A 22,787-nucleotide genomic window follows, 5' to 3' on the forward strand; every position below is an offset into this window, starting at 1 on the left:
CTGCTGCCACAGGGGCTCCCTGCCTCATCCCACCCTCCAGTTTACTAATTTCTTGAGTTAATTAATCATAGCGAGTAAAATATTTATATAATGAATGCCTGATAAGCCGAGTTATACTATAAACGGCTTAGAACTGAACTTTTCCAGAGGAGCCAGGAGTCAGGAGTCAGAATTCAGAAGAAGGTATGGGCCATCTTAAGTAAGGAGTTCTTTTACCTTCTTCTGGCTCCTGGCTCCTGACTTCTGACTCCTGAGCAAAAAGTTCAATATTCACCCGTTCGCAGTATATCTTTTCAGGAGGAAAAACATGAATAAAGAACAAATTGCATACTGCGGCCTTTGCTGCGAAGACTGTTTTGTCCATAAGGGCAAACTTGCTGATTTAGCGAGAGATTTAAGGAAAGAATTGAGAGAATCAAAATTCGGGAAGATGGCGGAGTTCCTCTCCACGATCCCATTCTTTGAAGTTTTCAAGGATTACCAGCAATGCTACGATGTTCTTGGCGCAATGGTAAAAGTACGATGCAAGAAATCTTGCCGGGGCGGAGGAGGCCCTCCTTCCTGCAAGATGAGGAAATGCTGCCAGAAGAAGGGAATCGAAGGCTGCTGGCAATGCAATGATTTTGAAACCTGCGAGAAACTTGACTTCCTCAAGCCAGTCCACGGCGAGGCCCACATAAAAAACCTGAGAAAGATAAGGAAGGATGGAGCAGATAAGTTTCTGGAAAGCAAGAGGTACTGGTAGTAACTGATAAACAGGAAAAAGGAGGTTAAGCACTTTCCAAGCAATAATAGGGATAATAACAATACTCCATTAATCTACGCTAATAAGAGGCAAAGCTCATGAAGGAAGCTTACCATGCTTACTGCCCAAATGCCCCGGCTCAATAGCTGCGCGGCGGATTTACTGGGCCGCGAATTTACTGATTCACTATGCAATGTTTAGCTAACTCAGGGCAGGAAGGCTCCATGAAAAAGGTCGTACTTTCTTTTTTACCGATGCTTGTCTTTATCCTGGTGATAATCTCATGCCAGGCCCTGGCCGCTCAGGAAGAAAAGAGTATTCCAGTGCAGGGTGGGCAAAACCTTTCCCTGTATAAGGACTGCTGCGCCCTGGTAGTGGGAGTGGGCAACTATGACCAGTGGCCGGACCTGCCCAATGCTGTCAACGATGCCAAAGAGGTTTCACGGTTTTTCCGGCAAAGGGCATTCAAAGTAAAACTGCTGACTGATCCGGGCTCTCAGGAATTGAAAAAAGCCCTTGATGATTTTGTCCGTGAAGCCGGACAGGAACAAGACCGCGCTATTGTCTTCTACTACGTCGGACATGGCAAGAGCCGGGTTATCGCCGATGGCACCAGGTGTGATTGGATCATTCCCCGGGATTGTCCTCTCCTTCAGGATAACCCTCAGGGGTTTGACGACCGGGCCATTGACCTGAAGGCTCTCGTGAAGTTTTCAACACTCCTTCGATCAAAGCATGTGCTGATGCTGTTCGATGCATCCTTTTCCGGAACTGCATTTTCTTATGAGCCAGCGGCACTGAAAATTATTGACCGCACGAGTGCTTTGCCGGTAAGGCAGTACATAATTGCCGGAAAAGAAGGTGAGCGTATCTCAGAGCAGAGCGTATTTAAACAATTCCTGCTCAAGGGCTTGGAGGGTGAAGCCGACTTGATTTACGATGGCTATATCACCGGATCGGAGCTTGGCCACTACCTTATCGACATGGTTGAAAAGGTCACCGCAGGGTGGCAGCATCCGCAGTATGCCAAGGCCAGCGATCCGGCCCTGGCCGGTGGTGATTTCATCTTTCTGCCCGTAGAAGTTAAATCCGAAAGCGTCCGGCTGTTTGTGGAAACAGATCCCAAGGATGCCCAGGTGAAAATTTTGAATATCAATCCGCGATTTGAACAGGGTATGGAACTGGAACCGGGAAAATACCATCTTGAGGTCTCAGCGTCCGGCTGCACAACCAAACAGGAGTGGATCACCCTCGAACCTGGAGAGGATAAAAAATTCGAAATACACCTTGAGAAAGAACCGGCGAAAGAACAAGAGCAAGAACCCGGAAAAGCACCTGGGAAAGAACAGGGGAAAGAGTCCGGGAAAGGTGAAAATGCTCTGTTCAACAGCCTGGGCATGGAGTTTGTGTTTATCAAGCCTGGCAGCTTTGTTATGGGCAGTCCAGCCGGAAGTGGCGGAGAGCCCGATGATGAGAAGGAGCACCGGGTAACCATAAGTAAAGGATTCTACATCCAGACTATGGAGGTTACAATGGGCCAGTTCCGGAAATTTATCCAGGCAACCGGCTATGGCGGTATCGAGTCGGAGAAGAAAAGCGGCTGCTGGGTGAAAGCCGAAGGGGGAATATGGAGGCAGAAAAAAGGCATTGGCTGGGATAGCCGCCGCACCTGGGAATCAGCGGAATCTGCGCAAACCGAACGGCATCCGGTAACCTGCGTGACCTGGAACGATGCCCAGGCCTTCATCAAATGGTTAAGCCGTAAGGAAGGTGCTGTTTATGACCTGCCTACTGAAGCGGAGTGGGAATACGCCTGCCGCGCAGGAACAATCACCCCCTTCTCCTTTGGCCGGTGTTTGTCCACGGATCAGGCCAACTACGATGGCATTGGTCCCCTTTTTGCCGACTGCCAAGGCTCTTACCGTCTGGCCCGCTACCGGCCGATCGAGACAGGAAGCCTTGCACCCAATCCCTGGAGGCTTTTTGATATGCACGGAAATGTTGCCGAGTGGTGCCAGGACTGGTATGCCCCTTACCCCGACGGCCCGGCTACGGACCCCAAAGGACCACCAGAAGGCACGGAGCGCGTAATGCGCGGCGGCCACTGGGCAACTGATGCCCGGGGATGCTGCTCCGCCAGACGCTGGAGCCTCCCGCCCGACGCTGCTTCTGAAGCGGTCGGGTTTCGACTGGTTGTGAGGAGGCGGTAGAGAGGGGGAAATAGCAAAGGGTAAAAGGGCCGGGTAGTGACTGCTCCAAATTATGAGAAAAGTCAGGCAAGATGGAGATATTAAAAATATGCTGAATGAGCATTTTCATCTGCCCTCCATAAAGAAGAGATGGAAAAACAAGGCCGTTTGTTTATCTACAGACTGCCCTCTTACTCTCCAGATAAAAACCCTATTGAAAAATTATGGAAAAAGACAAAAGCAGACGCCACCCATTGCAAATATTTCCCTTTTAAAAAAGGCGAGGGTACTCTGGGAACATCTACCCGCTTTCAACCTTCCTGACATAAGCCCATATGTCGCATTTTCTCTCCAGGCCCTGAGCTGACAGAAAGCGTACTTTGCCAAAAACCGGCCGCTCTTTCCATGGCCGGTCATGCAGCCCGAAGATCCAGGCAACGTTGGCGAATGAATTTGGATCGCGGCCATCGAGGAAATATTTATTATTTATCGCCAAAGCAGTCCTGAAGGCATCTTCGGGCGTCGGGGACCATTCGAGGATCTTTTTTCCCCAGTACATCCGCAGGTAGTTGTGCAGATAGCCTGTGTATTTCATCTCCTTCATGGCAGCGTTCCAATATGGATCATGAGTTTGAGAGCTTTCCAGTTGTTCCGGAGTATAGAGATACTCACGCTTGTCATACTGATGGGCCAGCAGGGTCTTTATGGCCCATCCGGGAAGACAGGTAAAGGAGTCGTAGTCGGGAGTAAAGTGCACAAAATTGATGGTCAACTCCCGTTGAATGATCAATTCATCCAAAAACGCTGCCGTATTCTGCTCCAGCCCGCTGCCTGAAGCCTCTTTGATTTGCAGGGCCAGATACAGCGGTGAAATCTGTCCAAAATGAAGATACATGCTCATATGTGAGACAAAGTCGGTCTGGGGCTGGTCACGGTTTTCTGAATAATTGCTCAGGCTGTCGCGGATGAACTCCTGAAAACGTCTTTTTGCTTCCCCTGTTCCGCCCTTATGAAAACGGGTTACCGGATCGACACCTCGATCTATCTTTTTGAGCCTGCCCAGCACAGTCTGAATATCGCTCAGGTCCACACGGGTATCAGCAGTGATATCGGCAACCTGCAGATCGAGTAATTGCCGCTCAGGCAAGAGCGGCTGCAAGCCGACAAGGTAATCATCCAGGTGCCGGGTGATCTTGGGCCGGATTGTGCGGGCAGCGTATTCGGCCTTATCCGACACTATCTCGACCGGCACAATCACCTCGGTTTCGACCTGACATACGCTGCAGGGTGCTTTGGCGGCCACTTCACTGCGCCATGCTTTCTGATGTCGCAGGTATCCGCAATCACAGACAATCAGGGATGCTCTCCGGCCAGCGGCCAACGCCACCTGGTCCGGCCTGCCAAAGCAGGCTATCATCCTGATGCCGCGTGCAGCCAGATGAGACTCCACCTCCCGCAAACCCTCAAGCATGAAAACGTAGTGCCGCAGGTTCGCTTCAGGATAATCATCCGTCAGCCCGAAAACAACCAGTAACGGCTGCTGCAAATCATTGGCCTTTTGTATGGCAAATTCCAGGGCATGGTTATACTCCCCCCGCTGCGACTGCTGCATCCAATACAATACATAATCACCTTCCCCCCGGATGCCCTTGTCATTGAGCTGCCGGATGCGCCCGGATTGTATGCCTTGATGAACCATTTTCACATCTCCCGGTACTTTGAGCGTGCAGGTGTTCTGACGGTTATCGGAATAAGCCGCCGGTTTTCATTACGGAGCCACTCGCTGGTAAATTCCGCCAATACCTCGGCTGGATTGGTAAAAAGTGACGGCTGGCAATATGAAGACAGCCAGTAACAACTTTACTGAGCGGAAACCGATGAGGCTTAAAAATGGATGTACGCATGCTCTCCCAAAAACAATCAATGAATCCGATGGGATGGGGAAAGACAATTACGAAAAGGAAACAAATGATGAGACATCAAATGGTTATGCATCGCTGGGTTACTCGCATTGTGCTCGGTTTTCTTCTGCCACCAGCCCTTGTTCTTGCTGTCATTGCCCCTGGTTCGGCAGGCAGCAATAATCCCTGTTGCGCCAGCGGCAGGCAGGGCTCTTTTATCCGATCATACATGCCGCCCAATGAGGTCAGCATGCTGTTTTCCTTCAGTGCCGGAGGAACCTGGTGTCAGGGGATATCCGGAATCGAGGCAAAAAAGGCCTGTATGGATTACCTGCAGCAAAAACTCGGTAAAAGGCCGGAGGACCGCCCTCACCCGATAGGGGCCGTTTCCCTGGCCAGAGGAGAAAAAAGCGGCAGGAGAATCGTCAACCATCACGGGCAAACAAGGGTCGATGGAGTAAAAACCGATTGTATTCTCATCCTTCTGGTGGAATTTGCCGGTACTGACGATTCCCATACCGGGCCGCTGCATAATGAATTGCCGGAACCTGACCGCAGGTACAACCTTCTGGACTTCTGGACCCCGGATTTCAACCGGGAGCATTATGAAAACATGCTCTTTTCCCAGTCTCCGGGAGCATTGTCCATGGCTAATTACTATCTGGAGCAGTCAGGAGGCACCTATACGGTAACCGGGCATGCATACGGCTGGATACCGGTTGGCCATTCCGAGTGGTACTACGGCGCGGATGATCCCGAAGGGGGAATCGACAACCTCAATGGATATGTCTTCCGGCTGGTCAGGGATGCAATCGATGCTGCCGCTGATTCCATCCCCTGGGCTGATTACGATCTCGAAGACCCGTATGATCTGGACGGGGACGGCAGCTATGCCGAGCCTGACGGGTATGTGGATCACCTCATGATCATTCATGCCGGTGCAGGCCAGGAGGACCGGGGCGGGCAGCAGGGCGATGATGCGATCTGGTCACACAGCGGCTGGGCTGAGTGGCACCTTGACCGCGGCCCCGGTTTCGGGGGGATACCGACCGCAGACCCCGGAGTATGGGTGGGTGCCTATACCATGGAGCCGGAAGACGGGACCATCGGCGTGTTCTGTCATGAGTTCGGCCATGACCTTGGCCTTCCTGACGAATACGACACCATATACAGCGGTGATGCCTCGACAGGCTATTGGACCCTGATGTCAGCCGGTGCCTGGCTGAGCCTTCCCGGCCAGCCGCTGGGCACCTGCCCTGCCGGCCTCAGCGTCTGGGCAAAGTATACTCTCGGCTGGGCGGAGCCGATTGTCATCGAGCCCGGAAAGATGCGGGAAGACATCCTGCTTCGGCCTGTAGAGAACAGGGGATTGACCGATAAATGCATCAAAATCGATCTCCCGGCCTTTATCTCCACAATCGAGATCAACAAGCCCCACAGCGGTGAACACGAGTGGCATTCGGGTATGGGGAATAGCTTCCGCCATACCCTGACCCGGCGGCTGAACCTTCCTTCCGGTACGGTTTTACGGTTCTGGACCTGGTACGATATCGAAAAAGACTGGGATTACGGATGCGTGGAAGTCTCTTCGGATGCAGGCGGAACATGGCAGAAGGTAGCGGGGAATATCACCACGTGCGACGATCCTCATGGCCAGAATCCCGGACACGGAATCACCGGCCAGAGCAAAGAATGGGTACGGGCCGAATTCGACCTGTCGGCATTCAGCGGAGAGGTGAATCTCCGATTCCGGTATCTGACTGACCGTGATGTGCAGGGCCTGGGGTGGGTCCTCGACGACCTTGAGTTTGTCAGCGGCTCCGGCAGCACGATCTTTGCGGATGACGTGGAGTCCGGTGCCGGAGCCTGGGCAGCCAAAGGTTGGTACATCTCCAGCGGCTCGGAAAAGCGCACGGAGCCCCGGTATTATCTTGCTGAATGGCGTGAGCCCATAGGTTTCGATATTGGCATGACCAACTGGTTCCACCGGGTCGATACTGTCCCGCCCAATAACCTGGTGGAGAAAGTGTGCGCTGACCCTGGCATGCTGCTCTGGTACCGTGATGGACAATTCACCGATAACTGGGTGGGAAAGCACCCCTGGAAGGGGTTTTTGCTGCTCGTGGATGCCCATCCTGAGCTTGTCCTGGCCGATAATACGGCCTTTCTGGCCAACTGGCTGTTCGAGCCTCCGGCCCCGCGTTTTGAGCCGCCATATCCGAACAGGGACCTCCCCTTCTGCACCCGCATCCAGATCGCTGACGCTGCCTTCGGGCTGAAGCCGACTTCAGGCTGCGGTCTGACCAGATGGTTTGGATTGCCCGTATGCGCTCAAATGCCGCAACTTCCCGCAAGTCCGGTATTTGACGATTCAATCTGCTATGTCGATAAATCCTGGTCGGCCTGGTATCAATCCGTACCGTTTGGCGTCTATATCCGTGAGTCCATCAACAGCGTCGAAACGCCTGCCTGCGGGCTGAAGATCATCGTTCAGGAAGAGAGCCCTGACGGAGAAGGAGGCAGGATAACGGTGGATTTCACCGGCTTCAGGCCATGAAGTTTAAAGCGTGGGAGCGTGAGAGAGCGAGAGAGTGGGAGAGCGAAAACGCTCTAACTCTCTCACGCTCCTACGCTCTAACGCTCTAACGCAAATGCCGTGTTCATGAAGTTGGCCACGTCGCTGGTCAGTTTTTTCAAAGATGGCAGATGCACATAGATCTGGTGTCCGACATCGTAGTATGCAATCGTGACATTGCCCTGCAGGCCGGGGTCGAGGCCAAGATGACTGACCGTATAATCAGTAGCGAAATAGGGTGTAGTCAGGTCATAATAGCCTGCGGCTATCAGTACCTTCAGATACTTGTTCTTGCTGATAGCTTCTCGCAGGGTTGCGGTGACATTGGTGAATCCCTGCCCTTCATGATGACCCAATCCCCAGTTCCAGGAGCGATTCACCTCCTCATTGAGAACCTCATACTGAAGGTCGTTGACATACTTAAGCTCATTGCGTACATAATCGCTCATGGCCGCTCCAAAAGGTCCCATAACCAGAAAGAGTGAAGGGTCATACTCGTCATACTCCTGGCCGGCGTCAGGATCGGGGCCTTCAAACCGGCCATCCAGGAGGCCGATTATCCGGTGTTCCTTCCGAAGCAGCTCCCTGGTGAAATCGATGTGGCTGATTCGCAGGTTATGACTGCTGATATAGGTGGGGGAAAGGGAGGTATAGCGGGCCAGTTTTTCGATCACCCGATCCCGCTCAGAACCTGAGAGTGCGGCACCTTTCAGCAAAGCCAGGCTGTATTCGTTCATTGCCCAGCCCTCGGCTTCCTTCAGGAGTCTGGGCAAATCGCTCGATTGCAGATCAGGGGAGAGCTTCTTATGGTACCATGCGGCTGCCGTATACGTGGGTAAAAACAGAGAACAGGGCAGATCGTTGCCCTGGTTGAACATGATGGTCTGAAAGTCCAGGGCCGGTGAGATAAGCACCAGACCATTGAGATTCAGATTGACCTTATCCTGAAGGAATCCGGCCAGCTCTGCGGCCCTGGTTGCACCGTAGCTTTCACCGGCAATGAACTTCGGCGACGACCAGCGCCCGAACCGGGTAACGTAGAGGCGAATAAAATCCCCGGCAAGATTGATATCCTCCCGAAAGCTGTAAAACCGCTTCGGATCGATGCCGGAACGGGCCCCGGCGTGGTGCCCGGTGGTGCCGGACTTCTCACCTGATCCGGCACCGGATTCAGAATCAGGCCGGGAGGGGGGGCGGCTGTAGCCGGTGCCTATGGGATCAACAAAAACAAGGTCGGTGAAGTTAAGCCAGGTATATTCATTATCGAGCAGCCGGTAGGGAGGCGAGGCATTTTTGCCCTCATCTTTCAGGAATATCCGCCGGGGACCAAGAGCACCCAGGTGCAGAAAGACCGAAGCTGCTCCCGGCCCGCCGTTAAAGGCAAAGGTGAGCGGCCATTTGCCTTTGTTCTTCCGGTCATCCCGTTCATAGGCGACAAAAAACAGATCGGCCTTGGGCTGGCCCGATTCTTCCTTGATCTCCAGATAGCCTGCCGTGGCCGTATATCTCAGAGTCTGGCCATTGACGGTAATTTCCCGGTGCGTGACCGAAAGCTCTTTGGTGTTAGATTCATCCGCCTTTTTCCCGGTCGTGTCCGGAGATTGCTGTTCGCCTCCGGCCGGTTCGGTCGTGGTTTTGGCGACCGGCGGATCCTGGGTCGCACCACGGGCCCTGCCTGGTGCGGCAGGACACATGACAAACACTACCACAGCGGCAATCAGGGAAATACTACCTCGGTGCTGCTTTTTCATTCCTTTCCTCCTCTCTCGGCATTGCTCCGAATGTTTAATTCATAACCATGAATCAGGTAGAGAAATAGTCACATATAATAAAATCCATAAACGTTCATTGGTTCATCGGTTGTTCTTAGGGTAGAGCGGGCAAATTATATCATGGATCATGAGTTATGTCTCAATCCGCCGATTATGGAGGCGGAAGGGAAAAATAAGGTTAAATAATAATCCATGAATCCATCTGACCGGAGAGAAATACCCCTAACCGTTATTGCCCTTGGATTAGTAAGCTTCTTTGCTACTTTTTCGAGTGACATGATCTATCCCCTTCTGCCGATATTTTTATCCGTGCTCGGTGCAGGAGCTCTCAACCTTGGCCTTGTTGAAGGCATAGCCGAGACGACATCTTCCACCATCAAGATTCTTTCAGGTTATCTCACTGATAAGGCAAAAAAGAGAAAGCCCTTTGTCCTCACCGGGCAAAGCCTGTCCTCTCTGGTGCGGCCTTTGATCGGGCTGTCCGGTGCATGGCCTACCGTCCTCGGATTGAGATTTATGGACAGGGCAGGAAGCGCAATCAGTACTTCCCCACGGGATGCCCTGATCGCTGATGTAACCGAGTACGAGTCCACCGGACAGGCGTTCGGGTTTCAACGGGCCATGGAGCATGGGGGGTCAGTGCTGGGGCCGCTGGCCGCGGTTCTCCTGCTCAAGGTATATAGATTCAGCCTGCGCAAAGTTTTTCTCTTTTCCGCACTTCCGGCAGCTCTGTCTATCGGATTTCTGATTTTCCTGGTCAAAGAAAAATCGGGGAAGGTATCTGCGGCAGGCGACATCGGCAAAAGTCACCTGACCGGCAGACGAACGCCCAGGCAGAATGGCATGGGACGCGGTTTCAGACTGTTTATTCTCGCGGCCATCACCTTTACCCTTGGCCATCCGACTGACACCTTCCTCCTGCTCAGGCTTCATATGGCGGGTGTTGAGGCGGCAAGCTCAGCGGTTTTGTGGTCATTATTTAATACTATCAAGGTAATTTCAACCTATGCAGGTGGCTATGTTTCCGACAGGATAGGCCCTAAACCGATGATAATTGCAGGATGGTTCTATTATGCCTTCATGTATCTGTTGTTTGCCTCCCTGCAGGGTAAAAGACCACTGATCGGCGTCTTCCTGCTTTACGGCATTTACTTTGGCATCACCGAGCCTGCCATCAGGGCTTTGACTGCCTCATTTGCACCTTTCGATCTGCGGGGCAGGGCGTTCGGCTACTACAGCGGCGCTATCGGATTGGCATCCCTCCCGGCCAGCCTCCTGTTTGGCCTGCTATGGCAGAAGCTGGGTTATCAGTTTGCCTTCGCAGCAGGGGCAGTCTTCGCTGTGCTGGGATGTACATGGATGTTCTTGATTAAGGACCATTTGGGGGGCAACCCTTGACAGGAGTCAGAAGTCAGGAGTCAGGAGTCAGAAGTCAGGAGTCAGGAGTCAGGAGAAACGTTTTTATTCTGACTCCTGGCTCCTGAATTCTCAAAAAAACAGCCTCAACAACCTGTGGAGTTACGGCTCAAGAAAGATAGTACCCTCGAATTTCTCATTGCCGGAAAAAACCCCTTTGCCCCTGGCAAACCTTCGGCCAGCATCAGGGGTCATCACCAGAGTGAGCGGGGCGTTGATCCTGCCCTGGCTTGTAGCCGGATTAAAGGGCAATTCAGCAAAAAGAATCCCGCGGGCGATAGTCGGAATGCAGCGTACCCCTGCGGTGTTTTTCACTGCCTTCGCGCTCATGATCGACCAGATTCCCCGCACCTGCCAATATCCTGTTCTTTGGCCCGGTATACTCTGACTGGGCAGGAAGGAGGTCAAGGTCATCTGAAACCTGCCCCTTCCCGCCGGGGCGCAATTGCCAACCGGGCTGGCCGTAGCCTCCACTATGTAGCCGCCGGTCATGGCTCCATCTCCGACCGATGTTGTCTGGCCGCTGCATATCACTCTGGCCTCGGTCAGCTTCCATCCTGATGCTGCCTTTAACGTGACTGACATTTCCGGTACTTCCCTAGATCCGGCCACAGCAACTGACAACACCAGGACCAGCATGACTGATAGGGCGAAGATGAGGCCACGAGTTGCCGGTATTACCTGCCTCTTGTATGGCATCATAATCAATTCCTCCTTTTCCGTGGTCACTGGCCACTGACCACTCTCTCACTCTCTCCTACTTTCCTCCTCCTTTACCCATGACTGATTGAATCTCTTCGGACAATCCGCCTTCAATCTGCACATCGATGAGATGCGGTCCGCTCGTATCGGCCAGGGATTCTTTCAGCGCCTTTCTCAGAGAGTCAGGATCGGTTGCCGTCCATGCTGACTTCAGGCCGAATCCCCTGGCTATCTCATTGAACCGGATGGCGGGAGAGTCGATATCCTGGTGCGGAAACTTGCGAAGGCCTTCTCCCTCCTCAGCCCAATACTCCAGAATGTTCAGCTTCAGGATCCGATAACTTCGGTTATTACAGATCAGGAAGATGATATGCAGGTTATGGCGGGCTGCGGTCCATAAAGCCTGGATTACGTACAGGGCTGCACCGTCACCCGACAGGGCCAGTAAAGGCTGGTTGGGAAAGGCGAGCTTGGCCCCGACTGCACCGCTCAAGCCTACCCCCAGGCACCGCCCCCGGCTGCTGAAGTAGCTCACCGGCACAGCGGTAGCAAGATAGTGGATCAGAGGGGCGGTGGCTGTGATCGACTCATCGTAGATAACGGCATTTTCCGGGAGCATTTCAGCCACGGTCTTCATCATCAGCGACGGGTGCATGGGCCGTGCCTGGCGAAGGTGATCGTATTTTATCTGCACATCTCCCCAATCCTCTTTCTTCCTGTTCTGCCAGTATCGTTTCCGTGCCGCTGCCTTATTCCGAAATTCAGGATCGGGCCGCAGCTCTATGCCGGTCGAGATAGCCTCCAGGGTCTGCTTCGGACTGGCCACGATACCGATCTCGACCGGAAAGTTTTTGGCAATTTCCCAGGGATTCAAGTCAACCTGAAAAAGCCGTACCCCCTGGCGGAAGTAGGGGCCCTTGTCGGGAAACATCTCCGGGAAAAGTGAGGTGCCGACAGCCAGAACCACATCAGCCTGGCTGGTGACGGAATGGTTGTACTTGCCGTAAGAGAAATTCAGGGTGCCCATGAACAGAGGATCCTGGTGATAGGCCCTGCCCTGATAGGTAAAATCCGCTCCGTACACCGGACAGCCGAGCTGATCGGCCAGTCTGGTCACCAGATCCTGACCGCCGGAAAGCTGAACCTGATCCCCGATCAGCATGATGGGATTTTCGGCCTCCATCAGCGCCTGTACGATCTTGGCCACATCCTCAGGCGGCGGGCCTGCCTGCCAGTCCAGGCAACTGGTGGGATAAATGTCAGGCTCGATCTCCTCATCGAAAACATCCATGGGAATAGCCAGAAATACCGGCCCCTGCGGAGGGGTCATGGCTACCTTAAACGCCCTGCGCAGCACTTTGAGCGTATCGTCTCCCGGAATGATCCGGTAAGCCCATTTCGTCACCGGCCTGGCTGTTTCGACCAGGTCTCCGGCAAAAAATCCATCGAAGGAAGCGAACTTCGACGGGGCTTCACCGGCATAAACCACCAGGGGCAGGCTGCTTTGCCGTGCCTCATACAGCATGGCCATGCTGTTGCCAAGCCCGACCATGGTATGCACCTGCACCATTGCAGGCCTATTTGTCACCCGTGCATAGCCAAGAGCCATTCCCGTGACAACCGACTCCTGCAAGCCCGGAACATAGGTAAGCTCAGGAAAGTCAGACAGCGCATCCAGAAACGATTCCTCCAGCGTGCCGGGATTACCGAAAATATATTTCACTCCATCAGCAAGCAGTTGCTTCATAAAAGCATGCTTGGTTTTTATCTTTGCCATTGGTTATTCTCCTCCATAACTCTTATGTCCTGGATGTTGGATCTCGTCTCCTCACCCAGACGATGTCTTTCATATCTTTCCAACCGCATCGGTCAATTTTGCTGAAAGGAAGGATACAGAACGCTTTCCCCCCTCGCCCTCCTTAACGAACCTATCCAAATTCCAAAAAATTAATCCAAGAGCTCTTGGGTCATACAAATTCTCCAACTACGGACCGATATATGTGTGTGGTGGTATCAGGGTTAAAAAGCTATCCCTTGCCCCCTTTTGGGAGCAATGCTATTGTTAAGGGATAGCGGAGTTCATGTCCAGAGCTCAGGGCGGGCAGTGTTTTTCCCCCTCGCCCCTCTGCTGGGGAGAGGGTCGGGGTGAGGGGGAACTGGTCGCGTAATTAAGCAAGGTCTGTACGAGCCGTATTGGAGCCGCAGGCTGGCTCTACAGTTCATAATATATTGAAAACATAAAGGTTATTTTCAAGCTTCTATTTTCCGGGCAAATGTACTAGAATAACTATGTATCGAACCGCAGGAATCGAGCGGAACGATAGGGGAATACTATTATGGAGGCCAAAAAGGGACCATGAGAAACTTACCGGACAAGGTCTGCAAGCGGCCGCTCGCCCTTGTGCTCCTTGGTTTTTTCATTATTTTCTCCGGCTGCACGGCCAACTACCGGACCAATCCCTCCGCCCGGACAAACTCGGCTGCGGAATCAACGGTTTCTTCGGATGTTGAGATGGGGAAAAGAATTTTCGAGGAATTGAAACCTCAACTGGAATTTACTGCCAATCCATTAATTCAGGTCTATGTTGACCGGATCGGAAAAAGGATTGTCGAACAGGTTTACCCTAATCGGTTCGAATTCCGCTACTTTGTCATCAAATCCAATCAGCTCAATGCCTTTGCCTTGCCGAACGGATATATCTTCTTTACCGAGCGCCTGCTGAATGCCGTAAAAACGGAAGATGAACTGGCCTTTGTTCTCTGTCATGAAACCGCTCACGTTGCCAAAACCCATTTCCGAAGGCTCATGGAGAAAAAATCCAAGGTTGACATGGCCACTATGGCTGCCATGATCGCAGGCCTGCTCCTGAGCAAAGACGGTGAAATGGCCACGGCTGTTCAGGCTTTCAGTATCGGAGCGAACCAGACTATTTCCCTCAAGTACAGCCGGGAGTTTGAAGATGAGGCGGACGAGGCGGGATTTGCCTACCTCACTGATTCGGGATATCAGGGGCAGGGAGCCATTGACTTTATGGAAAAGCTCAATCAACTGGAGCGGATCACCATAGTTCCGCCGGTCTACCTCTCGACCCACCCGGCCACTGCCTCGCGGGTTTACCATCTGGAGCAGTTAAACCGGAGAAACCCGTCCACTCCTGCAAAACCGGTAGGCAACATCCGCCGTTTTCAGATCTGGAACCGGCTCGAAACCGAAAACCCCCAGGAGTACTGGAAGGATATTCAGGCCGCCTGCCAGGAGGACCCCAACAATCCCGATCTTCTGTACGGTCAGGCCCTGGCCCTCGGAAAGATCGGCAGGGCGAAGGAATCCCTGGATTTCTTTCAAAAGTGCCTGGCCATCAATCCCCGTGACAATGATGCGCTTCGGGATATGGGAATCAGTCTCTTCCGCCAGGGTGAATACCAGGAGGCGCAAAAGCGCCTGGATCAGGCGGTCAAAGCCAGTCCCGATGATTTCCTGGCCTTTCATTACCTGGGCCGGACGTTGAAAGAAGCGAATCAGGCAGACAAAGCCATAGCCAAACTCACTCAGTCCAGAGAACTGCAGCCGGACTTCGCTGAAAATTACTACTATCTGGGCCTGCTCTACCAGCAAAAAGGCCAGTTGGAGGAAGCCCATGAGAACTTCAGCACCCACTTCTCCCTGAAAGGGAATCAGAAGGCAGCCCAGTTTCACCACAAGGAAGCGGAGCGGATCAAGGCAAGCAGGAAGTAAGAGATGGGAGTGGAGAATGGGAGGGTGAAAATGGCATCAATTATCCACAGGGATGAGAATAACGAGTTAGAAGAGATGTTAGGGCGAATGGCACTTACATAAGAATTAGTAATTCTCCCGCAGAGACGCTGAGACGCAGAGGATATCATTGAAAAGTAAAAGTAAAATAAGTTCCTCCTTGTGCCTTTTTACTTTTTGCTTGCTTCCAGGCCGTTGACACATCGATATATCCCGACTTTCATCAGGACCTTGCCGGATTGGTTGTTCTCTGCGTCTCTGCGGGAGATCTTTTTTCCCTGTGTGCTTTGTGTCCTCTCTATATTATAAGCTTGGCTTATGTAAGTGCCATTCATGTTAGGGCTTGATCTCGACCAAGAAGCTATTGAAGACCTTATCAAGGCGCGCAAACTTTAAAGGCCCTTCGGAACACCATTTTGAAATTTTCTTGATTAAAGGTAGCGTTTTAAGATATCTTACTTTAGTGAAAACTTCTGACCAAATTTCCACAAATTATGTCGAAGGGAAATATAAGCCATGATAGAAGGAAGGCAAACGTCTTTTGCAGAATACAAGATAAACGGGCATAATTGGATAACGCTTGCCACAGGAGAATATTATCCGGATATCTTAAAAGATGCTTGCGAGCTCTACAAACCGGTGTTAGTGATGTTTGGGCAATTGCTCAAGACTTCCGAATCATCAATACGCTTATTTATGCAAATTTCAGAAGTTCCGAATGGATGGATGAGGGTGCAACTTGCTCGAGTTTTTCGAAAGTATGTTAGCCCCGAAACGCCAGTTGAGATGCTTAAAAGGAGTACAAAGGCGAAAGAAATTTGCGACCAATATGGAGCAAGTTTTAGGCCGATTCAGGAAGTCCAAGCTGCATATACAGGCCGCCCTATACCTGATGAGGCGTTGTGTGCAATTTTATGGGAATACAAGGATCGCGGGAAAAAAGGTTATGACTTAACTGAGCGATTTTTCTCTATATTCCGTTCCCAATTTCCCAATCTGCCTATTATAGGCCCACAGCGAGCTGGGAAGGATGTTCAGATAGGTTCCGTGTTTGCTGACTATCCTAACCCAAATCGTCCTGTAGACTTTGTGATCTATGATGATAATAAAGTTGATGTATTGGCTATAGGACTGGCTCGATACGATTCCGACCGAGGTGGTGCACAAGAGGACGATAGAACCGGTGGTTATCAAAATTGTGCTAACGAAATCCTTGGTTATGCACAAAAGTGTAAATTAAAAACCAAAGTCATTTTTCTCAATGATGGACCAGGTCTTTTACTTGGATCGATGTGGGATGATTATGCAAGCATAGAGAACAGTTGGCCAGGTAAGATTATTATTGTAACGCTTCGTCTAGTGCCAGAACGTATCTCTCTTGAATGGCTTCGGACTTAAAACAAGGAGGAGTAAAATTGGCTACGGGTATTCCTAAAACAAAATGGAATAACGATAAAGTACCACATTCTATTGACACCCTTCAGGATATTTTTGATATATCATTATCTTACAAAGGGAAACGCCTGGAGCGTGAAATTCTTGCCACTAGACCCGCTGAAACTAAAGTATTGTGGCAAGGTAAATATAAGAATGAAGATCAAAATGAGAACCGTCTTTACTATGGTGACAACTTGCATATCTTAGCTTCTCTTCTCAATGATCCCTTAGTACGTGGAAAGGTACGCCTTATTTATATTGATCCGCCTTTTGCAACTAAAAGTATTTTTCAGTCTCGCTCTCAAACCGATGCTTATTGTGACTTATTAGTTGGTTCCAACTATATTGAGTTCATGCGTGAAAGATTATTGTTACTTCGAGAGCTCTTAGCGCAAGATGGTTCAATTTATATACACCTTGACGATAATATGGCTTTCTATATTAAAATTATTATGGACGAAATTTTTGGCCGAGAAAACTTTCGAAATTGGATCACACGAAAGAAATGCAATCCCAAGAATTACACTCGAAAAGCTTATGGTAATATTTCAGACTATATTCTCTTTTATACTAAATCAGATAGTTACGTCTGGAATCGCTCTCTTGAAAAATGGACTTCAGATCGCGCTGCAAAGGAATATCAGTACATTGAAGAGAAAACCGGACGTAGATATAAGAAGGTTCCCATTCATGCCCCTGGCATACGAAATGGTGAAACAGGAAAGCCTTGGCGAGGAATGAGCCCTCCGCCTGGAAAGCATTGGCAATTTCTGCCCAAAACACTTGATGAGATGGATGCAAGAGGAGATATCTATTGGTCTCCAAATGGTAATCCACGGAGAAAGATATATTTAGATGAAAGTGACGGTATTCCTGTGCAGGATATTTGGCTAGAATTCTGCGACGCGCACAACCAGAACATAAAAATTACTGGCTATCCAACGGAAAAAAATCCAGATTTGCTTGCCCGTATTATTGAAGCCTCCTCAAACGCTGGTGATCTGATAATTGATTGTTTTTCTGGAGCTGGAACAACTTTGGCTGTAGCTTCTCAGCTAGGGCGCAGATGGATAGGAATTGATAATAGTGGTGAAGCTATCACAACTACTCTGAGGCGATTTGCTCAAGGGCTTGAACGCATGGGTGATTTCGTCACCAAAGGTAAATCTCCAAAAGAAAATAAACAGATCGGTAAACCTCTTCCAATGTTCGATTCAGCGGAATTGCCCATACAAGGTAAGGTAATCTCTAAACAGGATAATGTTATCAAAGATTTCTCTCTTTATGTGACGGAGTCGTATGCCGAGGAATTAGAAGACAGTATTATGAAATGGAGAGAGTGTATTTATTAGAAACCGTGCCTTAATTTTCCACACCGTACTTCTTCATCTTATAGCGCAGGACCCGTTCGCTGATACCCAGGTATTCGGCAGCCCTGGTCTGTACTCCATGATGGAGGTTCAGGGCCTTCTCGATCATTTTTTTCTCCAGCGAGGACACTGCCGTGTCGAGCGATTGAGCCGGACCGGGCACAAGATCCTCTTCAGACAGATGGGCGTGATGGGCATGGATATTCGGCGGAAGGTCAGCCAGGGTGATGTATTCATGCCGGGTCAGGACTATGGCCCGCTCCATGATGTTTTCCAGCTCTCTGACATTACCCGGATAGTGGTACTTGAGCAGCACGTCGAGAACCTCTTTGGTCACGCCCCTGACTTCCTTTTTGCATTTCTGAGTATACCGCTGCAGGAAAAACTCGATCATTCTGGGAATATCCTCCTTGCGCTCCCGCAAGGGGGGCAGGAAGATCGGCACCACATTCAGGCGGTAGTAGAGGTCTTCACGAAAGTTGCCCTCAGTGATATCCTTTTCCAGGTCCTTGTTCGTGGCTGCAATAACGCGCACATCGACATGAAGGCTGGTGTTTGCGCCGATCCGCTGGATTTCCTTTTCCTGAAGAACCCGCAGGAGCTTGGCTTGCAGGGGATGGGAGATGTCTCCGATTTCGTCCAGGAAAATGGTCCCGGAATTGGCTTCTTCGAAACGGCCGATCCGTCGCTGAATAGCGCCGGTAAACGATCCCTTCTCATGGCCGAACAGCTCGCTTTCCAGCAGGTTTTCCGGCAGGGCCGCACAATTGACTTTGATGAAAGACCGCTTTGCCCTGGGGCTGTTGAAGTGAATGGCATGGGCGATCAGTTCCTTGCCCGTTCCGCTCTCACCGCGGATCAGCACCGTCGTATCGGTCCTGGCCACCCGGCTGACCAGGCTCAGGATTTCCTCCATGGTATCGCTCCCGCTGATGATATTATCGAACGAGTATCGCTGAGAGAGCATTTCCCGCAATTCGCGGTTTTCCTCGACCAGATGCAGGTATTCCGTTCCCTTTTGGATGATGATCAAAAGCTCGTTCAGGTCAATGGGTTTGGCCAGGTAATCGTAAGCCCCGGACTTCATGGCAGCTACCGCCCGGTCAACCGTGCCATATGCGGTAAAAATAACGACCAGAATGGCAGGGTTGATCCTTTTAACCTCCTTCAGCAATTCCTGCCCGGTTACCTCCGGCATCTGATAATCAGTCAGGATCATATCGATCTGCTCTTCTCTGACCAGGCTCAATGCCTCTTTGGCATTGCCGCAGGCCAGGGCGTGATATCCCTTTTTCACCAGAAAACCTTTCAGCATCTCCCGCTGATTCTTCTCATCATCGACAATCAGAATGTTGATCATATCTGCTTCATCTCCACAACCGGCATCATTGGCTTGACAGGCAGCCAGATCCGAAACTCCGAGCCCTCTCCTACCGCGGACTCCACTTCGATTTTTCCGCCATGCTCCTCGACAATCTTTTGTGAAATGGGCAGGCCCAGTCCTACCCCACCTTCTTTACTGGTATAGTATATCTCGAAAATCCTGGCCGTGTCGGCGATACCTGTTCCGGTATCAGCCACGCAGATCAGAATCCGGTCCTGCACCTGACTGACCCTGACCGTGATCAGCCCTCCTCCGGGCATGGCCTGGACGGCATTGCGGATGATATTGATCAAAGCCTGCTTGATCTGGTTTGGATCACAACGGCACTGCAGGCACGGCCCCTGCTGGTATTCGGTCTGGATTTTCACCCGGTTCTTTTCCGCTTCAGCAGCGAAAATGAAGACAAGATCGTCGACCAGGTGCGGGATATTAACCTCCTGCAACTCAAGCTTCGGTTCCCTGGCAAAATTGAGAAAATTACCGATGATCTTATCGACCCGCGTGACCTCGTTTCTGATGATCTCGGTGAAGTTAATGAATTCCTGCCTGTTTTCCTCGTTTGCGGGCAGATACTCGTGCTGAAGCCGCTGAATGGCCATACTGATGGCATTCAACGGATTTCTGATCTCATGGGCTACGCCTGCCGCCAGCTTGCCGATAGAGGTCAGGCGTTCGGTTCGCTGCAAACTCTCGGCCAGGATTTTGTGCCGCCTGTACTGGACGCATTGATGGTAAAAGATGGTTATCAGACCACCGCTGCCCAGGGCAATGATCAGCAGGCCAAACCAGAGTGAATTTTTCTGGGATTGCTGAATATTTTTGGTAAATTTATCCAGAGAGAGGCCAACCCGGAATATCCCCGCCACCTTCCCCTGAAAAATGAATGGCCTGACAATCTCATAAGCTTCCGCCCCTGACTGAAGGCGGCGAAAGCCGGTCTGAATGCCGGTGGGACGCTGCGAGATTTGCAGTACCGGCAGGCGGACATGCCGCGGAGCAACCATGCAGCTTTGCTGGTCCTGGAAGGAAATATAGCTGATTCCGTCCTGTTCGGCAATATCACTGATTAGTTTTCCAAGTCCGATCTCCTTGCGAAACTGCTCCATATAGTGGGCATCCACATGGACAATGATGGCTCCCTGGTTGTTTTCCCTGGCTATTGCTACCCAGAAGAGATTCTCCATGATTGGATGATCCTGATGAACCCCCTCCAGGATGAATCTCTTCTCACCGCGCAGAATGGGATCGATCACCCTGAGAAAAATCGCCCGGTGCCGGTAATCAGGCAGCCAGTTCAGGATCGAGGGGAAAGGCGGAGCCAGGGAATCAAGCATCACCCTGCCGCACTGATCGACCACCTGGACGCGAAACAGATTATTCCTGGTTACCACCTCATTCAGGAGAATGCTGCTGCAGCCATTCACCTGAATCAGCATATCGATCAACCGCGCATTGTCCAGAAGGCGGTTAATCAGTATCTCCTGGGCCAGTTTATTGGAAATAATGGCGTTCTTTCCGCTGGCCTGAAGGCTTTCCACCAGGGCCTCTCCCTGCTCGTGCAAAGCCTTATAGAGAACCTGTTTCCCCTTTTGCATTTGCCAGAGGCTGTGGAAACCGACAACAATGATCAGCAAAAAAATGCTCGCAATTGCGTAGGTCCACGAAAGATTCGTCTCTCTTTCTTCTTTCATCGCTGCTTTCCTGAAAAACTGCTCAGTGATCAGTGGCGCACGGCATTCCGTTTTTTTGGCCTATTATAATGCTCAAACCTCTCATTCTCAAGATGGGAATGAAAATAAAAAGTCAACGGCTTTCATTCTTGCTTTTCTCTGTGCCTCTGTGTCTCTGTGGTTTCTTTGTCTTTGTTTTTATTATGGTCAAAAGCTATCGTTTGCAATTAAAAAATAAGGCGGGAAAGTTTCCCGCCTCCCGTATCAAAATCTCTTTTATGCCCTTCGAGGATATGTCCTGGTAAAATCACCGGGAATGGAAAGTCCGCTTACTTTCCTTTCTCCGGTTTATTTCACATTCCCACCACCTCCTTATTCCATGTTATTCTTGACCATTGGGATGGCAAACTCGACAATTTCAATGACTTTGTAAGGCCGATCACCTCCTTCATGTTCTTTGTTCTGTAGGAGTAGCAAGCGTCATGCCATCTCCCGATAAAAATCTGTTTTTCGTAATTATCAGAAAAATAAAGAGAATCATGGCATTTTCCTCCAAACTGAACCAGAAAGGCATGGGCCTTTCGACAATTTTGTTCAGGCTGCCCGGCTGGAAAATATTATAAAGTTAACTATTGGCCTGACTTTATACGTCTTTTTCCCTAAACGAGGCACCGAAGGAGCTCGACAAAAATGTCGCGAAAAGGTTGCATTCTGGTCAGTCAAATTTTTTGACAAATCACTGCTCCGTCCAGTATCTTAATACTAGGTGCAGTTGTTACTGCCTCTTTTTTATTTTTGCAGAGAATTACCCGCACCATGGCGGATATAAGGGAGGGAACTGGACATAGGAAGAGGTTCGAGGGAGCTGTATATGATTGTTAAAAAGGAAGAAAGAATTTTTGATGGCAAAGAGACTTCCCTGAAGTCCGAGGTATTCCGGAAATTTCTGGAAAAATGTGTCTGTAAAATCGATAATCTGGATAAAGACCTTTCCCTGACTCTTGACCAGATGGAGGTAGATGCCAGGGAAAGGACTATTAATTACTATTATCAGATTATTGGCAAATTTCTTTATTAAGTTGAAGTTTTGAGTATTACCATTACGTTATTACCATTGCGTTGCCGGCAATTATCGCGAATGAACCGAAGGCTTGAAACCTTCGTCGTCATCGCTGGGTCATTATTATCCGCAATGCGCAGCCCCTGCAATCATCCCAGCCGTAAACAACCCGCAAACCTGCGATAAAGTTACAGTGGCCAGTGTTTTCCTCGGTGTTCCGGCCCTACTGTGCAAAAAAGAAGGCGCTGATCATTTACAGGAACTTTCTCTAGTGAAAAACTTATAATTTCACCAATAGGGAGATATGCCTTCACGTGTATATGTATAGGTAGATTTGTCATCAATAGTACCATCGAATCCCCTGTCATATTCTTCGACCTTAGATGTTAAATTATCATTATCGTAGGTATAGACAAAGGTTGATCTATCATCAACAACACCATTAGCACCTCGATCATAGTCCCTAACCAGAGAAATTTTATATCCAGAATTGTTGTAAGTATATGTATACAGGTACTTATCATCAATTGTATTATTGGCACCTCGATCATACTCCTCAAGCTCAGTTATTAATTTATTTTCCTCATTATAACTAAAGGGAATGGCACTTACATAAGCTAAGCTTATAATATAGAGAGAACACAAAGCGCACAGGGGAAAACGATCTCCCGCAGAGACGCTGAGACGCAGAGAGCAACCAATCCGGCAAGGGCCTGATGAAAGTCGGGATATCCCGATGTGTCAACGGCATGGAAGCAAGCAAAAAGTAAAAAAGCACAAGGAGGAACTTATTTTACTTTTACTTTTCAATG

The 22,787-nt window shown here is 50.4% G+C and carries 16 protein-coding genes and 1 pseudogene; 10 read left to right on the plus strand and 7 right to left on the minus strand.

Annotated elements, in window-relative coordinates; all coding sequences use genetic code 11:
* Positions 1-307: 307 nt before the first annotated feature.
* The 3 genes and pseudogenes from AB1611_18450 (at position 308) to AB1611_18460 (ending at position 3,258) form a co-directional block, all read left to right on the plus strand.
* Positions 308-745, plus strand: a complete 438-nt coding sequence (locus AB1611_18450) for a DUF3795 domain-containing protein (GenBank protein MEW6381564.1) — start codon at positions 308-310, stop codon at positions 743-745.
* Positions 746-969: 224 nt separating this feature from the next.
* Positions 970-2,955: an SUMF1/EgtB/PvdO family nonheme iron enzyme gene (locus AB1611_18455; GenBank protein ID MEW6381565.1), complete on the plus strand. Its 1,986-nt coding sequence runs from the start codon at positions 970-972 to the stop codon at positions 2,953-2,955.
* Positions 2,956-3,078: 123 nt separating this feature from the next.
* A pseudogene (locus AB1611_18460) lies at positions 3,079-3,258 on the plus strand (transposase).
* On the opposite strand, the gene AB1611_18465 reads toward AB1611_18460, so the two are convergent.
* Positions 3,236-4,633: a deoxyribodipyrimidine photo-lyase gene (locus tag AB1611_18465; protein MEW6381566.1), complete on the minus strand. Its 1,398-nt coding sequence runs from the start codon at positions 4,631-4,633 to the stop codon at positions 3,236-3,238. The pseudogene AB1611_18460 and the gene AB1611_18465 sit on opposite strands and share 23 nt — an antisense overlap.
* Between AB1611_18465 and AB1611_18470 the strand changes: the two genes are divergently transcribed.
* Together AB1611_18470 and AB1611_18475 are read left to right on the plus strand one after the other, a co-directional pair.
* On the plus strand, positions 4,625-4,789 hold the full coding sequence (locus AB1611_18470; GenBank protein ID MEW6381567.1) for a hypothetical protein: 165 nt from the start codon (positions 4,625-4,627) through the stop codon (positions 4,787-4,789). The two genes, AB1611_18465 and AB1611_18470, sit on opposite strands and share 9 nt — an antisense overlap.
* A 134-nt stretch (positions 4,790-4,923) precedes the next feature.
* Positions 4,924-7,392: an immune inhibitor A domain-containing protein gene (locus tag AB1611_18475; GenBank protein ID MEW6381568.1), complete on the plus strand. Its 2,469-nt coding sequence runs from the start codon at positions 4,924-4,926 to the stop codon at positions 7,390-7,392.
* 77 nt (positions 7,393-7,469) lie between these two features.
* Here AB1611_18475 and AB1611_18480 read toward each other — a convergent pair whose 3' ends face one another.
* Positions 7,470-9,161 (minus strand): peptidase S10, encoded by a 1,692-nt coding sequence (locus AB1611_18480; protein ID MEW6381569.1) that lies wholly within the window; start codon positions 9,159-9,161, stop codon positions 7,470-7,472.
* A gap of 213 nt (positions 9,162-9,374) precedes the next feature.
* On the opposite strand from AB1611_18480, the gene AB1611_18485 reads away from it, so the two are divergent.
* The gene (locus AB1611_18485; GenBank protein ID MEW6381570.1) at positions 9,375-10,580 is read left to right on the plus strand and encodes an MFS transporter; all 1,206 of its coding nucleotides are present in this window, start codon (positions 9,375-9,377) and stop codon (positions 10,578-10,580) included.
* A 120-nt stretch (positions 10,581-10,700) separates the two neighbouring features.
* Here the strand turns inward: AB1611_18485 and AB1611_18490 are convergent, their stop codons facing one another.
* Positions 10,701-11,300: a hypothetical protein gene (locus tag AB1611_18490; protein MEW6381571.1), complete on the minus strand. Its 600-nt coding sequence runs from the start codon at positions 11,298-11,300 to the stop codon at positions 10,701-10,703.
* Between the two features lie 55 nt (positions 11,301-11,355).
* Entirely contained in the window at positions 11,356-13,077 is a 1,722-nt protein-coding gene (locus AB1611_18495; protein MEW6381572.1) for a thiamine pyrophosphate-binding protein, read from the minus strand.
* A 579-nt stretch (positions 13,078-13,656) separates the two neighbouring features.
* Here AB1611_18495 and AB1611_18500 point away from each other — a divergent pair.
* The 3 genes from AB1611_18500 to AB1611_18510 all read left to right on the plus strand — a co-directional run bounded on the left by AB1611_18500 (position 13,657) and on the right by AB1611_18510 (position 17,843).
* On the plus strand, positions 13,657-15,036 hold the full coding sequence (locus AB1611_18500; protein MEW6381573.1) for a M48 family metalloprotease: 1,380 nt from the start codon (positions 13,657-13,659) through the stop codon (positions 15,034-15,036).
* A gap of 534 nt (positions 15,037-15,570) precedes the next feature.
* Complete coding sequence (locus tag AB1611_18505; protein ID MEW6381574.1) at positions 15,571-16,452, plus strand: bstEII; 882 nt, start codon at positions 15,571-15,573, stop codon at positions 16,450-16,452.
* 17 nt (positions 16,453-16,469) lie between these two features.
* A complete protein-coding gene (locus AB1611_18510) occupies positions 16,470-17,843 on the plus strand; it encodes a site-specific DNA-methyltransferase (GenBank protein MEW6381575.1) in 1,374 nt (457 codons plus the stop codon).
* Between the two features lie 10 nt (positions 17,844-17,853).
* Here the strand turns inward: AB1611_18510 and AB1611_18515 are convergent, their stop codons facing one another.
* Positions 17,854-19,221, minus strand: coding sequence for a sigma-54 dependent transcriptional regulator (locus tag AB1611_18515; GenBank protein MEW6381576.1), 1,368 nt, complete (start codon positions 19,219-19,221; stop codon positions 17,854-17,856).
* Positions 19,218-20,936 carry an ATP-binding protein gene (locus AB1611_18520; protein ID MEW6381577.1) on the minus strand — a complete coding sequence of 573 codons (1,719 nt, stop codon included), beginning with the start codon at positions 20,934-20,936 and terminating at the stop codon, positions 19,218-19,220. The genes AB1611_18515 and AB1611_18520 overlap by 4 nt, the downstream gene beginning before the upstream one ends.
* An 850-nt stretch (positions 20,937-21,786) precedes the next feature.
* Here AB1611_18520 and AB1611_18525 point away from each other — a divergent pair.
* Positions 21,787-21,993 (plus strand): hypothetical protein, encoded by a 207-nt coding sequence (locus AB1611_18525; protein MEW6381578.1) that lies wholly within the window; start codon positions 21,787-21,789, stop codon positions 21,991-21,993.
* 270 nt (positions 21,994-22,263) lie between these two features.
* Here AB1611_18525 and AB1611_18530 read toward each other — a convergent pair whose 3' ends face one another.
* Complete coding sequence (locus AB1611_18530) at positions 22,264-22,620, minus strand: hypothetical protein (GenBank protein MEW6381579.1); 357 nt, start codon at positions 22,618-22,620, stop codon at positions 22,264-22,266.
* Positions 22,621-22,787 lie beyond the last annotated feature (167 nt).

It is taken from the genome of bacterium, assembly GCA_040755755.1.
Taxonomy (GTDB): Bacteria; SZUA-182; SZUA-182; order DTGQ01; family DTGQ01; genus DTGQ01.